Below are 14,441 nucleotides of genomic sequence, written 5' to 3'. Positions count from 1 at the left end.
GAAACCTGCCTCGGGCCGGTAAGGTGGATTTTCTGCACCGATTCAAAGCGCCTTGCCCACTTCTGGCGCACGCTACGCAATCCCTGTAGCCGCTGCCGCAGGCTGCGATCGACGGCGTAGCCGGCGTAAGGCGGGTATCCCCAACCTGCGGGTAAGCCGCGTCGTCAGGTTCTGCGGCCCCTGCGGTGCCGATCGCAGCCTGCGGCAGCGGCTACAACAGTGGGTCAATGGTGCAGGAACAGGTACAGCAACAGCAGGTTGAGCAACAGCGAGACCAGCGCCAGGGTGCGCCAGACCTTCAATGGCTCGCGCTCCAGCAGTGGCCGCGGGCGCACGCTGAGGCTGCGGCGTTCGCCCTGTTCCAGCACCAGCAACCACTCTTCGGCGGTTTCATAGCGTTGCGCCGGGTCGGCCTGTACCGCGCGTTCCAGGCTCTGTTCGAGCCAGTCCGGCAGGTCCGGCCGATAGCGGCTGGCGCCGACCGGCGTAGTGAAGCGCGGGCGCTGGAAGGCTTCGATTTCGCCGTAGGGGAAATGCCCGGTCAGCAGTTGGTAGAGCGTCACGCCCACCGCGTACAGGTCCTGCCCCGGTGTCGGCGCCACGCCATTGAAGGCCTCCGGAGCGATGTAGCTCGGGGTGCCGGGCAGCAGGTGCGCCTGGTCCTCGGACAAACCGGGGCAATAGGCCAGGCCGAAATCCAGCAGGCGCAGCTCGCCGTCGTCCCCGAGCAGCAGGTTTTCCGGCTTGATGTCGCGGTGCAGGATCTGCCGGCGGTGCAGCAGGCCCACGGCCCGCAGCAGGCGTTCGGCGAGGTCCAGCCACTGCGCCAGCGGCAGCGGGCCATTTTGCTCCAGATAAGCGGCCAGGGTTCGCCCCGGGTATTCGCGCATTACGTAATACAGATGCTGGCGGGCGGTCGCGGCATGCACTTCGGGAAAGTGCCGGCCGGCCACCCGGCGCAGGAACCATTCTTCCGACAGCAGCGATTGCCCGGCCTGGTGATCGTCGTGCAGATGACCGGGCAGGGTTTTCAGCAGCCAGGGTTGTTGTTGCCCATCGAGCACGCGGTACAGCAGCGATTGCTGGCTGTGCCCGAGCACCTCGACGACCTGCCAGCCTTCGAAGTGCTGGCCCGGTTTGAGAGGCGGCGGCAGTGGCCATTGCTGCAGGTGGATCAAGGCATCGCCAATGGAGCGCTCGCCCAGGGCTTCGACCCGCACCAGCAGGGCGCTGGCGTTGTCCTGGCTGCCGGCCAGGTGCGCGGCGCTGACCAGGGTCTGCACCGCGCTGTCCAGATCGGGCTGGTCGCGTAGGATCGCGGCAATAGCGGTATCGCCCAAGGTCGCCCAGACACCGTCGCTGAGCATCAGGAAGCTTTCGTTTTCCCGCAGCTCGCCGTCGAGGAAGTCCACCACCAGGTGCTGGTCCAGGCCCAGGGCGCGCTTGAGCACATGCTGCATGCCGGGTTGGTCCCAGACGTGGTCGTCGCTGATGCGTTGCAACTGATCGGCATGCCAGCGATAGACCCGGCAATCGCCGACATGGGCCAGGGTAAAGCGTCGGCCGCGCAACACCAGGGCGCTGACCGTGGTCAGCAGCGGCTGGCCGCCACCGTTGGCCTGCAGCCAGCGATTTTGCGCCAGCAGCAGGCGCTCCAGGGCCTGGGCCACGGCCCAGGTTTCCGGGGTGGCGTAGTAATCCAGCGCCAGGGCCTGCAAGGTCGAGCGCGCGGCCAGGCCGCCGTCGGCGCATTGGCTGACACCGTCGGCGATGGCGAACAGCAGGCCCTTGCTGGCGGCCAGGCTCGGCGCGGGGGTGACCAGGCGCAGGGCATCCTGGTTTTCCGCGCGCGGGCCGATGGCGCTGGCCTGGGCGTGGCTCAGTTGCAGGCTCATGGACGCCTCAGACCCGTGCGGCGGTGACGGCGGCGGAGCCCCAGGTGGTTCTCCAGCGACGCTTCACCCCGTGCAGGCCGAACCAGGCCAGCACGCCCAGGCTGGCGAACAGCCACAGGGCCAGCTGATAGCTGCCGGTGCTTTGCTTGATCGCACCCATGCCCGCGGCCAGGGCGAATCCGCCAATGCCCCCGGCCATGCCGATCAAGCCGGTCATCACCCCGATCTCGCGGCGAAAGCGTTGCGGTACCAGCTGGAAGACCGCGCCGTTGCCGGCACCCAGGCCGAGCATGGTGCACACGAACAGGGCCAGGGCCGCGTAGGAACTTGGCAGGTTGAAGCCGACCGCGGCGATGCACACCGCCGCGACGCTGTACATCACCAGCAAGGTGCGAATGCCGCCAAAACGGTCGGCCAGCGCGCCACCCAGCGGGCGCATCAGGCTGCCGCCGAACACGCAGGCGGCGGTGTAATAGCCGGCGGTGACCGGGCTCAGGCCGTATTGGTCGTTGAAGTAGCCGGGCAGGGCGCTGGCCAGGCCGATGAAGCCGCCGAAGGTCACGCTGTAGAAGAACATGAACCACCAGCTGTCACGGTCGCCCAGGGCCTTGAGGTAGTCGGCCATGGATTTGGCCTTGGGCCGTTCCGGGGCGTTCTTGGCCAGCCAGGCGAACAGCACCAGGGTCAGGATCAGCGGGATCAAGGCGAAACCGAACACGTTGCTCCAGCCGAAGGCGCCAGCGAGTAAGGGCGCGAACAGGGCCGCGAATACCGTGCCGGAGTTGCCGGCCCCGGCGATGCCCATCGCCTTGCCCTGGTGCTGTGGCGGATACCACTGCGAAGCCAGTGGCAGGGCCACGGCGAACGAGGCGCCGGCCATGCCCAGGAACAGCCCCAGCAGCAGCGCCTGTTCATAGCTGTGGATGCCCAGCTTCCAGGCGCAGAACAGCGCGCCGATGACGATCACCTGGCCGATCAGCCCGGCGGTCTTGGGCGACAGGCGATCGGCCAGCAGGCCCATGGCAAAGCGCAGCACGGCACCGGCCAGGATTGGCGTGGCCACCATCAGCCCGCGCTGCTGGGTGGTCAGTTGCAAGTCGGCGGCAATCTGCACGGCCAGCGGGCCGAGCAGATACCAGACCATGAAGCTCAGGTCGAAGTAGAGGAAGGCCGCGAACAATGTCGGGGTGTGGCCGGATTTCCAGAAGCTTGAATTCATCGCGCACCTCAGCTGTTAAGAGTCTCGAAAGGAGTCATGAGCTTTTGCGTGGGGCGCCATTACGGCCGCTCCACCGGCCCCGGGCTGTGGGGCCAAAACGAAAAAACGCCGCAACCCGCGTCGCCTGGGGCGAAAGGGGTGTGCGACGTCTTTGTCGTAGGTGGGGCAACCGCCGTTGGTTACCTGTGCCGATTACATAGCCAGATTTGTGCCAAGAGTTGCAGTCCTGGTGTTCCGGATCGCGGGCAAGCCTCGCTCCTACGTGTAGGAGCGAGGCTTGCCCGCGATGGGGCCCGCACCGGCACCGCAAGCTTTCAGCCCAGCAACTCGCTCATGGCGATGATCTGTTCCGCCACCTGGATCAGCTTCTGCTGGCGGCTCATGGCCTGGCGGCGCATCAGGGTGTAGGCCTGTTCTTCGTTGCAGTCTTTCATCTTCATCAGCAAACCCTTGGCCAGCTCGATGCGCTTGCGCTCGGCCAGTTGCTGGTCGCGGGCCTGCAGCTGCGCGCGCAAGGCCTGGTCGCTCTCGAAGCGGGCCATGGCCACATCGAGAATCGGTTGCAGGCGCTGGGCCTGGATGCCTTCGACAATGTAGGCGCTGACCCCGGACTTGATGGCGTGGCGCATCACATCCGGGTCGTGCTCGTCGGTGAACATTACGATCGGCCGTGGCTGGTCGCGGCTGACCAGCACCACTTGTTCCATCACATCGCGACTTGGTGACTCGGTATCGATCAGAATCACGTCCGGACGCACCGTTTCGACGCGCGTCGGCAGGTCGATGGTCAGGCCCGACTCGTCGATTACCTCGAAGCCGGCTTCGATCAGGGCCGCCTTGAGCCGACCGACCTTCTTGGCGGTGTCGTTGATCAGCAGGATACGCAACATGGTCTCGGGCTCCTGTCAGCGGCTGGCGAGAAGAGGGGAGTTGTCGCTCATGGCGTGCAGCTGGAAGCTGCGGGCGTAGGCGGCCGGGTCCGAACCGTCCCACCGCTTGCCGTCGATCAGCTGGCTGCTGCGCATGTCCTGGCCCGTGGATGCGACGCCAACGGCGGTGGCGGCTTCACGATAGAGCTCGAGTTGCTGCACCTGGCGCGCGATGCCCAGGTAGTCCGGGTCTTCGCGCAGCAGGCCCCAGCGGCGGAACTGGGTCATGAACCACATGCCGTCCGACAGATACGGCAGGTTGACCGCGCCTTCATTATGAAAGCGTAGCGCGTGCGGGTCCTGCCAGCGGTTGCCGAGGCCGTCGGCATACTCGCCGAGCAGGCGCGGCTCGATGCAGCCCAGCGGCGCATCGAGGTACTCGCTGGCGCTCAGCAGTTGCGCGGTGCTCTGGCGGTTTTCGCGGCTCTGTTCGATGAAGCGGCTGGCCTCGAGGATCGCCATGACCAGGGCGCGCGCGGTGTTCGGGTATTGCTCGACAAAGGCGCGGGTGCAGCCGAGGACTTTTTCCGGATGGTCCGGCCAGATCGCCTGGCTGGTGGCCAGGGTGAAGCCCAGGTTCTGGTTCACCGCGCTGGCGCTCCAGGGTTCGCCCACGCAAAAACCGTCGATGCGCCCGGCCTGCAAGTGCGCGACCATTTGTGGCGGCGGCACCACCACGCTGTCGACGTCCAGCAACGGATGGATGCCCTGCGCCGCCAGCCAGTAATACAGCCACATGGCGTGGGTGCCGGTGGGAAAGGTCTGGGCGAAGGTCAGCCTTGCCCGGCTTTGGTGCACGTGTCGGTCGAGCGCTTCAGGACTGGTCACGTTCAGCGCCTGCAGCTCCCGCGAGAGGTTGATGCTCTGGCCGTTCTGGTTCAGGCCCATCAGCACCGCCATGTCGCTGGCGTTGACCCCGCCGATGCCCAGGTGCACGGCGTAGATCAGGCCATACAGGCTGTGGGCGGCATCCAGCTCGCCGCTCACCAGTTTGTCCCGCAGGTTGGCCCAGGAGGCCTGGCGCTTGAGGTTCAGGGTCAGGCCGTAAGGCTGGGCGAAGCCCTGGGTGGCGGCGACCACCACCGAGGCGCAGTCGCTCAAGGCCATGAAACCCAGGTTGATCGCGGTCTTTTCCGGGGCATCGCTGCCGTTGACCCAGGCCAGCGGGCTGACGGGGAGTTCATTCATGGGGTGGCGCCCTCCATAAAACGCGGCGATAAAAAACTTCCATAAAAAAGCGTCGCACCCGCACGCCGGGCAGGGCCGGCGGGGTAACGACGCCTTTGTCTTTGGACCCACGCCGCCATTGGCCTGGGTGCTGATGCAGGTTGCGGTGCAAGGCATATGCCATTCACCGCTGATTTCGCCGCGTGCCTCGCCTGCGGGGCTCATGCCCGGCTATAATCGCCGCCTCATTTCGCCGCCACCGAGTCAAGCCCGCCCATGTATACCCTGGCCCGCCAGCTGTTGTTCAAACTCTCCCCGGAAACCTCCCACGATCTGTCCCTGGACCTGATCGGCGCGGGCGGGCGTTTGGGCCTCAATGGCTTGCTGTGCAAGGCGCCGGCGCAGATGCCGGTGAACGTCATGGGCCTGGATTTCCCCAACCCGGTGGGCCTCGCGGCCGGCCTGGACAAGAACGGCGCGGCCATCGACGGCTTCGCCCAGCTGGGCTTCGGGTTCGTCGAGATCGGCACCATCACCCCGCGTCCGCAGCCGGGCAACCCCAAGCCGCGGATCTTCCGCCTGCCGGAAGCCGAGGCGATCATCAACCGCATGGGTTTCAACAACCTGGGCGTCGATCACCTGCTGGCGCGGGTGGCGGCGGCCAAGTACAAGGGCGTGTTGGGGATCAACATCGGCAAGAACTTCGACACCCCGGTCGAACGCGCGGTGGATGACTACCTGATCTGCCTGGACAAGGTGTATGCCCACGCCAGCTATGTGACGGTCAACGTCAGTTCGCCCAACACCCCGGGCCTGCGCAGCCTGCAATTCGGCGAGTCGCTCAAGCAGCTGCTCGGCGCCCTCAGCCAGCGTCAGCAGGAACTGGCGGTGCAGCACGGCAAGCGGGTGCCGTTGGCGATCAAGATCGCCCCGGACATGACCGACGAAGAAACCGCCGAAGTGGCGCAAGCGCTGATCGAGACCGGGATGGACGCGGTCATCGCCACCAACACCACCTTAAGCCGTGTCGGCGTGGAAGGGCTGGAGCATGGCGACGAGGCGGGCGGCCTGTCCGGCGCGCCAGTGCGCGACAAGAGCACCCACACCGTGAAAGTACTCGCGGGCGAGCTGGGCGGACGTTTGCCGATCATCGCGGTGGGCGGCATCACCGAAGGCAAGCACGCGGCGGAAAAGATCGCTGCCGGTGCCAGCCTGGTGCAATTGTATTCGGGCTTCATCTACAAGGGGCCGGCGCTGATTCGCGAGTCGGTGGACGCGATCGCGGCGTTGCGCTAAGCGCGCTGCTTTCGGCGCGGCCATTAAAAAGGGCTCCTCGAAGGAGCCCCTGGGCCGCAGCCCGCCGTCCGGATGGGACGAGCGTGGTTAAGTCGTTACGTATTCAGGTTTTAGTGTCGGAGTGTGTGCCCTGTTTTAGCCGACGGCGTGAAGTTCGTTGAGTCTGTGGATTCCCGCAGTGCCGGTCATACCGTCCCAGTTGTCGCCGCGTCCTTCGCGCCAGCCATTGATCCAGGCTTGGCGTACTGACGGTAGAGTAAAGGGGCAAAGCTCACGGGACTTGCCATGAACGCCATACTGATATCCGCGCAAAAATGCTCTTTCCAACGGATCACGCTTAAGTCTTCTCATAGGGTGTTTCCCTCACTTGTTGACTGTCTTATGTCCCGTCGGCCTCGTTTGAGGCCGGGCAGAATGCTTCTGCCGTTGGTGCTCGCTGCCGGCGTCGCGAGCGTGGTGTTGGCGTCATTGCGGCGCCAACCTGAGTTGATTTCTAACCAATGCGCCACAGCGAGGGAATGATCGTTTTGTCATAAGGACGTAACGATAATGATGCTAAGGCCATAAGAACGGCCTGTTTCACATCGGGTAATCGGGCAAACCTCGCTATGATCAGCCTCTTACTGGATGATGGGCTTAATGCTTTAGTGAGAATGTCACTCCGTTGCACTCAGGTATTATTCGATGAAAGGTCAAGTCATGACCTTTTGTTACGCTGACTTTTTTATCTGCCCCGGCATCTAAGCTCTTTTGACCCCAGCGGTCACCGCTAGCAGCGAGCTGAACGGCAGGGGCGGGACGGCACAGATTCGTGCCACGCGAGCGCTCTTCAAGAAAAGCGCTTGATTGAAAACCGGGCGGACGATGCGTTGTCCGTTCACTTATTGCTAAAGGCCCTGAACTCCCATGTCGGATCGCTACGAACTCTTCCTCACCTGTCCCAAAGGCCTTGAAGGCCTGCTCATCGAGGAAGCCGCCGGGCTTGGCCTTGAAGAAGCGCGCGAACACACCTCGGCCGTGCGCGGCATGGCCGACATGGAGACCGCCTACCGCCTGTGCCTCTGGTCGCGACTGGCCAACCGAGTGCTGCTGGTACTCAAGCGCTTCCCCATGAAAAATGCCGAAGACCTCTACCACGGCGTGCACGACGTCGACTGGCAGGACCATATGCTGGCGGACGGCACCCTGGCGGTGGAGTTCAGCGGCCACGGCTCGGGCATCGACAACACTCACTTCGGCGCCTTGAAGGTCAAGGACGCCATCGTCGACAGGCTGCGCACGCCAAGCGGCGAGCGCCCATCGATCGACAAGCTCAACCCGGACCTGCGCATTCACCTGCGCCTGGATCGCGGCGAAGCCATTCTCTCCCTCGACCTGTCCGGCCACAGCCTGCACCAGCGCGGCTATCGCCTGCAGCAGGGCGCGGCGCCGCTGAAGGAAAACCTCGCGGCGGCGATCCTGATTCGTTCCGGCTGGCCGCGTATCGCCGCCAATGGCGGCGCCCTGGCCGACCCGATGTGCGGCGTGGGGACCTTCTTGGTGGAAGCAGCGATGATCGCCGCCGATATCGCCCCCAACCTCAAGCGCGAACAGTGGGGCTTCACCGCCTGGCTTGGCCATGTGCCGGCCCTGTGGCGCAAGCTGCACGAGGAAGCCCTGGCGCGGGCCCAGGCCGGCCTGGCCAAGCCGCCGTTGTGGATTCGCGGTTACGAAGCCGACCCACGGCTGATCCAGCCAGGGCGCAACAACGTCGAGCGCGCCGGCCTCAGCGAGTGGATCAAGATCTACCAGGGCGAAGTGGCGACTTTCGAGCCGCGCCCGGACCAGAACCAGAAAGGCCTGGTCATCAGCAACCCGCCCTACGGCGAGCGCCTGGGTGACGAGGCCAGCCTGCTGTACCTCTACCAGAACCTCGGCGAACGCCTGCGCCAGGCCTGCCTGGGCTGGGAAGCCGCGGTGTTCACCGGCGCGCCGGACCTGGGCAAGCGCATGGGTATTCGCAGCCACAAGCAGTATTCGTTCTGGAACGGCGCCCTGCCGTGCAAGCTGTTGCTGATCAAGGTGCAGCCGGACCAGTTCGTTACCGGCGAGCGGCGTACCCCGGAACAGCGGCAGATCGAACGCGAACAGGCCGAGGCCGACAAGGCGCCGCTGGTCCCGCAGGAGCGCCAGTACAACAAGAACGGCAACCCGATCAAGCCGGCGCCAGCGCCAGCCCCCGTGGTCGAGCAGGCGCGCCTGAGCGAAGGCGGGCAAATGTTCGCCAACCGCCTACAGAAGAACCTCAAGGCGCTGGGCAAGTGGGCCAAGCGCGAAGGCGTCGAGTGCTATCGCGTCTATGACGCCGACATGCCGGAGTATTCCCTGGCCATCGACCTGTACCACGACTGGGTGCACGTGCAGGAATACGCCGCGCCGAAATCCATCGATCCGGAAAAGGCCCAGGCTCGCTTGTTCGATGCCCTGGCGGCGATTCCGCAGGCGCTGAACGTCGACAAGAGCCGGGTGGTGATCAAGCGCCGCGAACGCCAGAGCGGCACCAAGCAGTACGAGCGCCAGAGCGCCCAGGGCAAGTTCACCGAGGTCAGCGAAGGCGGCGTGAAGCTGCTGGTCAACCTCACCGATTATCTCGACACCGGGCTGTTCCTGGACCACCGGCCGATGCGCCTGCGGATCCAGAAAGAGGCCGCCGGCAAGCGTTTCCTCAACCTGTTCTGCTACACCGCCACCGCCAGTGTGCACGCGGCCAAGGGCGGGGCGCGCAGCACCACCAGCGTCGACTTGTCGAAAACCTACCTGGACTGGGCGCGGCGCAATCTGTCGCTCAACGGTTTCTCCGACAAGAACCGCCTGGAGCAGGGCGATGTCATGGCCTGGCTGGAGACCTGCCGCGATGAGTTCGACCTGATCTTCATCGACCCGCCGACCTTCTCCAACTCCAAGCGCATGGAAGGGGTTTTCGACGTGCAGCGCGACCACGTGCAGCTGCTCGACCTGGCCATGGCCCGTCTGGCCAGCGGTGGCGTGCTGTATTTCTCCAACAACTTCCGCAAGTTCCAGCTCGAGGAAAACCTGGCGGCGCGCTACTGCGTCGAGGAAATCACCGCCAAGACCATCGACCCGGATTTTGCCCGTAACGGCAAGATCCACCGAGCCTGGAAAATCACCGCCCGCTGACAGTTGATTGGATCCACAGAGCCTTGATTTTCAAGGCTCTTTGCTCTAGCCAAATTAGTGGCTAATAGCTATAACTCAATGCATGCCCATGTGACGCTCACGTTCGCTGGCGTTATGAGTTTTGCTTATGTCGTTGCACTCGGTACGCCCGAAAATCTTGGGCTTCATCAGCGAAGACGTGTCGGCCTGGCTGGTCGCGTTCCTGGTATTGCTGTTTGGATGTGTGTTGACCGGGCTGCTGGCCTGGTCGACCCTCAATCTGTATCAGCAACAGCTGCGGCAACGCTTCCAACTGCTGGCCAGCGAACGTTACAGCCGCATTGAAGAGCGCTTCGAGGATCAGGAGCAGCGCCTGGATGGCCTCAAGCGCTTTTTCATCAATTCCGGCGCGGTCTCGCGCCAGGACTTCGACGGCTACACCAAACCCCTCTTGCATCGCACCCAGGCCTACGCCTGGGCGCCGCGCGTCAGCGGTGCCGAGCGTGGGGTGTTCGAGCGCATGGCGCAGGAACAGGGGGCGTCGGATTATTTCATCGCCGACCTGAATGCCGACGGCAAGCTGCAGCGCGCTGCCCAGCGCGAGGAGTATGTGCCGGTGCTCTACAGCCAGACCCAAAGCCCGCTGGGTTCGCCCCTGGGTTTTGATCTGCTGGCCCAGCCGACGCGTCGCGAGACCCTCGAGCGGGCGCGGTTGCGCGCTGGCGCGGCGGTTTCGCAGCCGGTACGTTTAGTCGGCGTGGAGCCTTCCTACGCGCGCGGCATCATCCTGGCGACTCCCGTCAGCCTGCGTGCCGACTCGGCCATGTCGCCCCCCGAACCTTACGGTTATGTGATCGCGGTGATCAGCATGCGCCAGCTGGTGGTCGATGGCCTGCCCGAGCAGAGTCACGACAACTTGTTTGTGCAGATCATCGACCTGTCGACCGCCGGGCCGCACGGCCTGCTCTATGAGTCGAGCAACGGCCCTGGGGCCAGCCCGCTGGCGGTAAGCCGGGTGCTGAGCCTGGCCGATCATGATTACCAGGTGAACATCCGCCCCAGCGCGGTGTTCCTCCAGGCCAACCATTCTTCGGTGTTCAGCCAGGTGGTCCTGGGCACGTTGCTGAGCCTGCTGCTCAGTGCCTTGCTGTATGTCCTGGTCAGCCAGCGGCAGCGGGCGCTGCGGCTGGTGGAGCAGCGCACCGAGGAACTGCGGGTCAGGGAGCAGGAGTTGCGCGGCACCCATGGGCAGCTGCGCAGCGTGCTTAATGCGGCGACCCAGGTGGCGATCATCGCCACGGACCTGCGGGGGGTGATCAGCACCTTCAATGCCGGCGCCGAACATATGCTTGGCTACAAAAGCCTGGAAGTGGTGGGGCACCTGACTCTGGAGAGCCTGCACTTGCCCGCGGAGTTGACTGTGCGCGCACAAGTGCTGAGCCAGCGTTACGGCCGGCAGATCCCCATGTGCCAGGCGATGCTGGTGGACGGTTCCGAAGAGCGGGGCGAGGAGACCCGCGAGTGGACCCTGGTACGCCGCGATGGCAGTTATCTGCTGGTGAACATGCTGGCTACCCCGGTCATGGACGATCACGGGCTATGGGTCGGCCACTTAGCCATCTGCATCGACATCACCGAACGCAAGCGGGTCCACGAGGCGCTGGCGGCCCGTGATCATCTGCTGAAGAAACTCAGCGCCCATGTGCCGGGGGCGATCTATCAGTTCCAGATGGATGCCGAAGGCCATTCCAGCTTCACCTACGTCAGTGACGGCATCCGCGACATCTATGAGATCGATCCGCTGCAGTTGCAGCTGGATGCCAACCCGGTGTTCGAGCGCATTCACCCGGACGATGTGGCCCGCGTGCGCAGCTCTATCTGGACCTCGGCAAAAAAACTCAGCCCCTGGCGCGAAGAATATCGGGTGCGGTTGCCGCAGCGCGGCCTGCGCTGGATACGCGGCGAAGCGACCCCGGAAAAGCTCGCGGGCGGCGGGGTGCTGTGGCATGGCTATCTGTCGGATATCTCCGATCTCAAGCGGGTGGAGGAGGAATTGCGCGCGCTCTCGGTCACCGACTCGCTGACCGGTATCCACAACCGACGTTATTTCCAGGAGCGGCTGCAGACCGAAATGGCGCGGCTCGAGCGCGGGGCGGGCAACCTGGCGGTGATCATGCTGGATGTCGATCACTTCAAGCGGATCAACGACCAGCATGGGCATGCCATCGGCGATCGGGTGCTGCGCGCTGTGTGTGAGCGCATCAGCCATCGCCTGCGGCGCACCGATGTGTTTTGCCGGCTGGGCGGCGAAGAGTTCATGGTGTTGTGCCCGGATACCGACGGCCAGCAGGCCTATGTGCTGGCCGAGGAGCTGTGGCGCGCGCTGCGCAGCTCGCCGATCGAGGGCGTGGGCGTGGTCACTGCCAGTTTTGGCATTGCCAGCTGGCGGGAGCACGAAGGCGCCGACGGGCTGTTGCTACGGGCGGATTCCGGGGTTTATGCGGCCAAGCAGGCGGGGCGCGACCGGATCGAGGTCGAAATGGAGTAGGCGGGGAGCGGCAGCGGGGCGGCGCGAGGTTGCCCTCGCGCCGCCAGCGAAAGGCGGCTTACTGGGCCGACGCGGTAGTCGCCAGTTTCGGCTGGCGGTACAGATCCAGCAGCACCTGATCGAGCACCGAGGACGCGCCCCAAGGCTTCGGATCGTTGAGAATCGCCACCACCGCCCAGGTGTTGCCGTTGCTGTCGCGGCTATAGCCGGCGATGGCGCGCACGGTGTTCAGGGTCCCGGTCTTCACGTGGGCTTCACCGGTCATGGCGGTGCGCTTCAGGCGCTTGCGCATGGTGCCGTCCATGCCGGCGATCGGCATCGAACTGATGAACTCCGCCGAGTACGGGCTTTTCCAGGCCGCTTGCAGCATGGACGCCAGTTCGCGGGCGCTGACTCGTTCGGCACGGGACAGGCCCGAACCGTTCTCCATCACCAGGTGCGGCGCGGTGATGCCTTTTTTCGCCAGCCACTGACGTACCACCCGCTGCGCGGCCTTGGCATCGTCGCCGTCGGCCGCGGTGCGGTATTGCGCGCCGAGGCTGAGGAACAGCTGCTGGGCCATGGTGTTGTTACTGTATTTGTTGATGTCGCGAATGATCTCCGCCAGGTCCGGCGAGAAGGCCCGGGCCAGCACTTTGGCGCTCGATGGCACGATGGCCAGGCGGTCCTTGCCCTGGATGCTGCCGCCCAGCTCCTTCCAGATGGCCCGTACCGCGCCGGCGGTATAGGTCGCATGATCGAGCAGCGACAGGTAGGTCTGCGAGCTGCAGCCGTCGCCCAGCTGGCCGTTGACGGTCACGGTGACGCTGCCGTCTGCCTGCGGGACCGGGTTGTAGCGCACGTTGCCGGTGCACTGTTTGCCGCCGACGGCCTTGACCTGATTGTCGATGCGGATGCTGGCAATTGGCGGCTCGACGGAAATCAGCACCTTGCCCGAGTCGTTGCGCGCGACGAAGCGCAGGGCCTTGAGGTTGACCAGCAGGGCGTCAGGCTTGACCAGGAACGGTTTGTTCTCGTCATTGCCATCGTCGTTGAACTGCGGCAGTTGCGGTTGCACGAAGAAATTGCGGTCCAGCACCAGATCGCCGGTCACTTGCTGCACGCCGTTGGCCCGCAGGTCGCGCATCAGCAACCAGAGTTTCTCCATGTTCAGCTTGGGGTCGCCACCGCCCTTGAGGTACAGGTTGCCATTGAGGATGCCGCCGCTCAGGGTGCCGTCGGTGTAGAACTCGGTTTTCCACTGGTGGGTCGGGCCAAGCATTTCCAGGGCCGCGTAGGTGGTGACCAGTTTCATGGTGGAGGCCGGGTTGACCGACACGTCGGCGTTGTAAACGGTAGCCGTGCCCGGGCCGTTGAGCGGAATCATCACCAGCGACAAGGCGTTGTCTTGCAGCTTGCTGGTCTTGAGGGCCTGCTGGACCTTGGGCGAAAGGGTGGTGTTGACGGGGGCGGCAGAAGCGGAAATGGCCAGGGGCAGAAGAAAACTGGCCAGCAGCAATGGACGTAAAGATTTGATCATGTGAAGTAAAACCCTACAGCCGAGGGGGAGAAAAAGACGAGGGCATGAAGATAAATTCCCTCAGTGGTCACGAAAGTGTCGGCATTATGCCCCAAGGTATAGCGGCTTGTGCCGTGCCGCGGCGGGCTTATCCGCTATTTTTTTCCCAATGGCAGGCCAAGGCCCTCATAGAGTCAGGCAATCGGTTGCTTAAGCTGTTAAAGTGCCGCCCGTTATTACTTATGAGGATTGTTCCATGGCCACTAACCGTTCCCGCCGTCTGCGCAAAAAACTGTGCGTAGATGAATTTCAGGAGCTGGGTTTTGAGCTGAACCTGGATTTCAAAGAAGATCTGGCCGAAGAGGCTATTGACGCTTTCCTCGACGCGTTCCTCAAAGAAGCGATGGAAGCCAACGGCCTCGGCTATGTAGGTGGCGATGACTTCGGTCTGGTTTGCCTGAGCAAGCGCGGTTCGGTCAGCGAAGAGCAACGTGCCAAGGTCGAAGCCTGGCTCAAGGCCCGCACCGAGCTGACCAACGTTGAAGTCAGCCCGCTGCTGGACGTCTGGTACCCGGAAAACTCGATCAATCCGGTAGCCTGATGCAGTGAGTCGGCGGCCCGTCCGGGCCGCCGGCTCATGGCTGTCGCTGTACAGCCTTTTCTCTGTTTATTTCCCCGCACAACTTTTATATGCCTCGGGCCTGTTTCCCGGGATTTCCCGTGGGCGGGTTGT

10 protein-coding genes are annotated in these 14,441 nt (G+C 64.1%); 4 read left to right on the top strand and 6 right to left on the bottom strand.

The genetic code is table 11. The features are described from left to right. Positions 1-224: 224 nt before the first annotated feature. From BLV20_RS15970 to BLV20_RS15950, 4 genes are all read right to left on the bottom strand, one after another. On the bottom strand, positions 225-1,895 hold the full coding sequence (locus BLV20_RS15970; protein WP_092303018.1) for a bifunctional protein-serine/threonine kinase/phosphatase: 1,671 nt from the start codon (positions 1,893-1,895) through the stop codon (positions 225-227). A gap of 7 nt (positions 1,896-1,902) precedes the next feature. Next, positions 1,903-3,114 (bottom strand): nitrate/nitrite transporter, encoded by a 1,212-nt coding sequence (locus BLV20_RS15965; protein WP_092303017.1) that lies wholly within the window; start codon positions 3,112-3,114, stop codon positions 1,903-1,905. Positions 3,115-3,428: 314 nt separating this feature from the next. Beyond that, a complete protein-coding gene (locus BLV20_RS15955; protein WP_092303013.1) occupies positions 3,429-4,004 on the bottom strand; it encodes an ANTAR domain-containing response regulator in 576 nt (191 codons plus the stop codon). A gap of 15 nt (positions 4,005-4,019) precedes the next feature. Then, positions 4,020-5,231 carry a CmpA/NrtA family ABC transporter substrate-binding protein gene (locus BLV20_RS15950; RefSeq protein WP_092303011.1) on the bottom strand — a complete coding sequence of 404 codons (1,212 nt, stop codon included), beginning with the start codon at positions 5,229-5,231 and terminating at the stop codon, positions 4,020-4,022. A 255-nt stretch (positions 5,232-5,486) separates the two neighbouring features. Between BLV20_RS15950 and BLV20_RS15945 the strand changes: the two genes are divergently transcribed. Continuing rightward, entirely contained in the window at positions 5,487-6,506 is a 1,020-nt protein-coding gene (locus BLV20_RS15945) for a quinone-dependent dihydroorotate dehydrogenase (protein WP_092303009.1), read from the top strand. A gap of 135 nt (positions 6,507-6,641) precedes the next feature. Here BLV20_RS15945 and rmf read toward each other — a convergent pair whose 3' ends face one another. Further along, the gene (gene rmf / locus BLV20_RS15940) at positions 6,642-6,857 is read right to left on the bottom strand and encodes a ribosome modulation factor (RefSeq protein WP_002553055.1); all 216 of its coding nucleotides are present in this window, start codon (positions 6,855-6,857) and stop codon (positions 6,642-6,644) included. A 555-nt stretch (positions 6,858-7,412) separates the two neighbouring features. Here rmf and rlmKL point away from each other — a divergent pair. Next, the gene (gene rlmKL, locus BLV20_RS15935) at positions 7,413-9,683 is read left to right on the top strand and encodes a bifunctional 23S rRNA (guanine(2069)-N(7))-methyltransferase RlmK/23S rRNA (guanine(2445)-N(2))-methyltransferase RlmL (protein ID WP_092303007.1); all 2,271 of its coding nucleotides are present in this window, start codon (positions 7,413-7,415) and stop codon (positions 9,681-9,683) included. 127 nt (positions 9,684-9,810) lie between these two features. Beyond that, positions 9,811-12,210, top strand: a complete 2,400-nt coding sequence (locus tag BLV20_RS15930; protein ID WP_092303005.1) for a sensor domain-containing diguanylate cyclase — start codon at positions 9,811-9,813, stop codon at positions 12,208-12,210. A gap of 58 nt (positions 12,211-12,268) precedes the next feature. Here the strand turns inward: BLV20_RS15930 and dacB are convergent, their stop codons facing one another. Next, the gene (dacB, locus tag BLV20_RS15925; RefSeq protein ID WP_092303003.1) at positions 12,269-13,729 is read right to left on the bottom strand and encodes a D-alanyl-D-alanine carboxypeptidase/D-alanyl-D-alanine endopeptidase; all 1,461 of its coding nucleotides are present in this window, start codon (positions 13,727-13,729) and stop codon (positions 12,269-12,271) included. Between the two features lie 235 nt (positions 13,730-13,964). Between dacB and BLV20_RS15920 the strand changes: the two genes are divergently transcribed. Continuing rightward, positions 13,965-14,309: a YggL family protein gene (locus BLV20_RS15920; RefSeq protein WP_092303001.1), complete on the top strand. Its 345-nt coding sequence runs from the start codon at positions 13,965-13,967 to the stop codon at positions 14,307-14,309. Positions 14,310-14,441 lie beyond the last annotated feature (132 nt).

The sequence above is a fragment of the Pseudomonas sp. NFIX28 genome, from assembly GCF_900107395.1.
Taxonomy (GTDB): domain Bacteria; phylum Pseudomonadota; class Gammaproteobacteria; order Pseudomonadales; family Pseudomonadaceae; genus Aquipseudomonas.
This window is presented reverse-complemented; position numbering and strand designations above follow the sequence as displayed.

Excerpts from the sequence above, each read along its gene's own strand:
- BLV20_RS15955 (WP_092303013.1), bottom strand. The coding sequence starts at position 4,004 with ATGTTGCGTATCCTGCTGATCAACGACACCGCCAAGAAGGTCGGTCGG.
- BLV20_RS15920 (WP_092303001.1), top strand. The coding sequence starts at position 13,965 with ATGGCCACTAACCGTTCCCGCCGTCTGCGCAAAAAACTGTGCGTAGAT.
- BLV20_RS15970 (WP_092303018.1), bottom strand. The coding sequence starts at position 1,895 with ATGAGCCTGCAACTGAGCCACGCCCAGGCCAGCGCCATCGGCCCGCGC.
- BLV20_RS15965 (WP_092303017.1), bottom strand. The coding sequence starts at position 3,114 with ATGAATTCAAGCTTCTGGAAATCCGGCCACACCCCGACATTGTTCGCG.
- BLV20_RS15945 (WP_092303009.1), top strand. The coding sequence starts at position 5,487 with ATGTATACCCTGGCCCGCCAGCTGTTGTTCAAACTCTCCCCGGAAACC.
- rmf (WP_002553055.1), bottom strand. The coding sequence starts at position 6,857 with ATGAGAAGACTTAAGCGTGATCCGTTGGAAAGAGCATTTTTGCGCGGA.
- BLV20_RS15930 (WP_092303005.1), top strand. The coding sequence starts at position 9,811 with ATGTCGTTGCACTCGGTACGCCCGAAAATCTTGGGCTTCATCAGCGAA.
- rlmKL (WP_092303007.1), top strand. The coding sequence starts at position 7,413 with ATGTCGGATCGCTACGAACTCTTCCTCACCTGTCCCAAAGGCCTTGAA.
- BLV20_RS15950 (WP_092303011.1), bottom strand. The coding sequence starts at position 5,231 with ATGAATGAACTCCCCGTCAGCCCGCTGGCCTGGGTCAACGGCAGCGAT.
- dacB (WP_092303003.1), bottom strand. The coding sequence starts at position 13,729 with ATGATCAAATCTTTACGTCCATTGCTGCTGGCCAGTTTTCTTCTGCCC.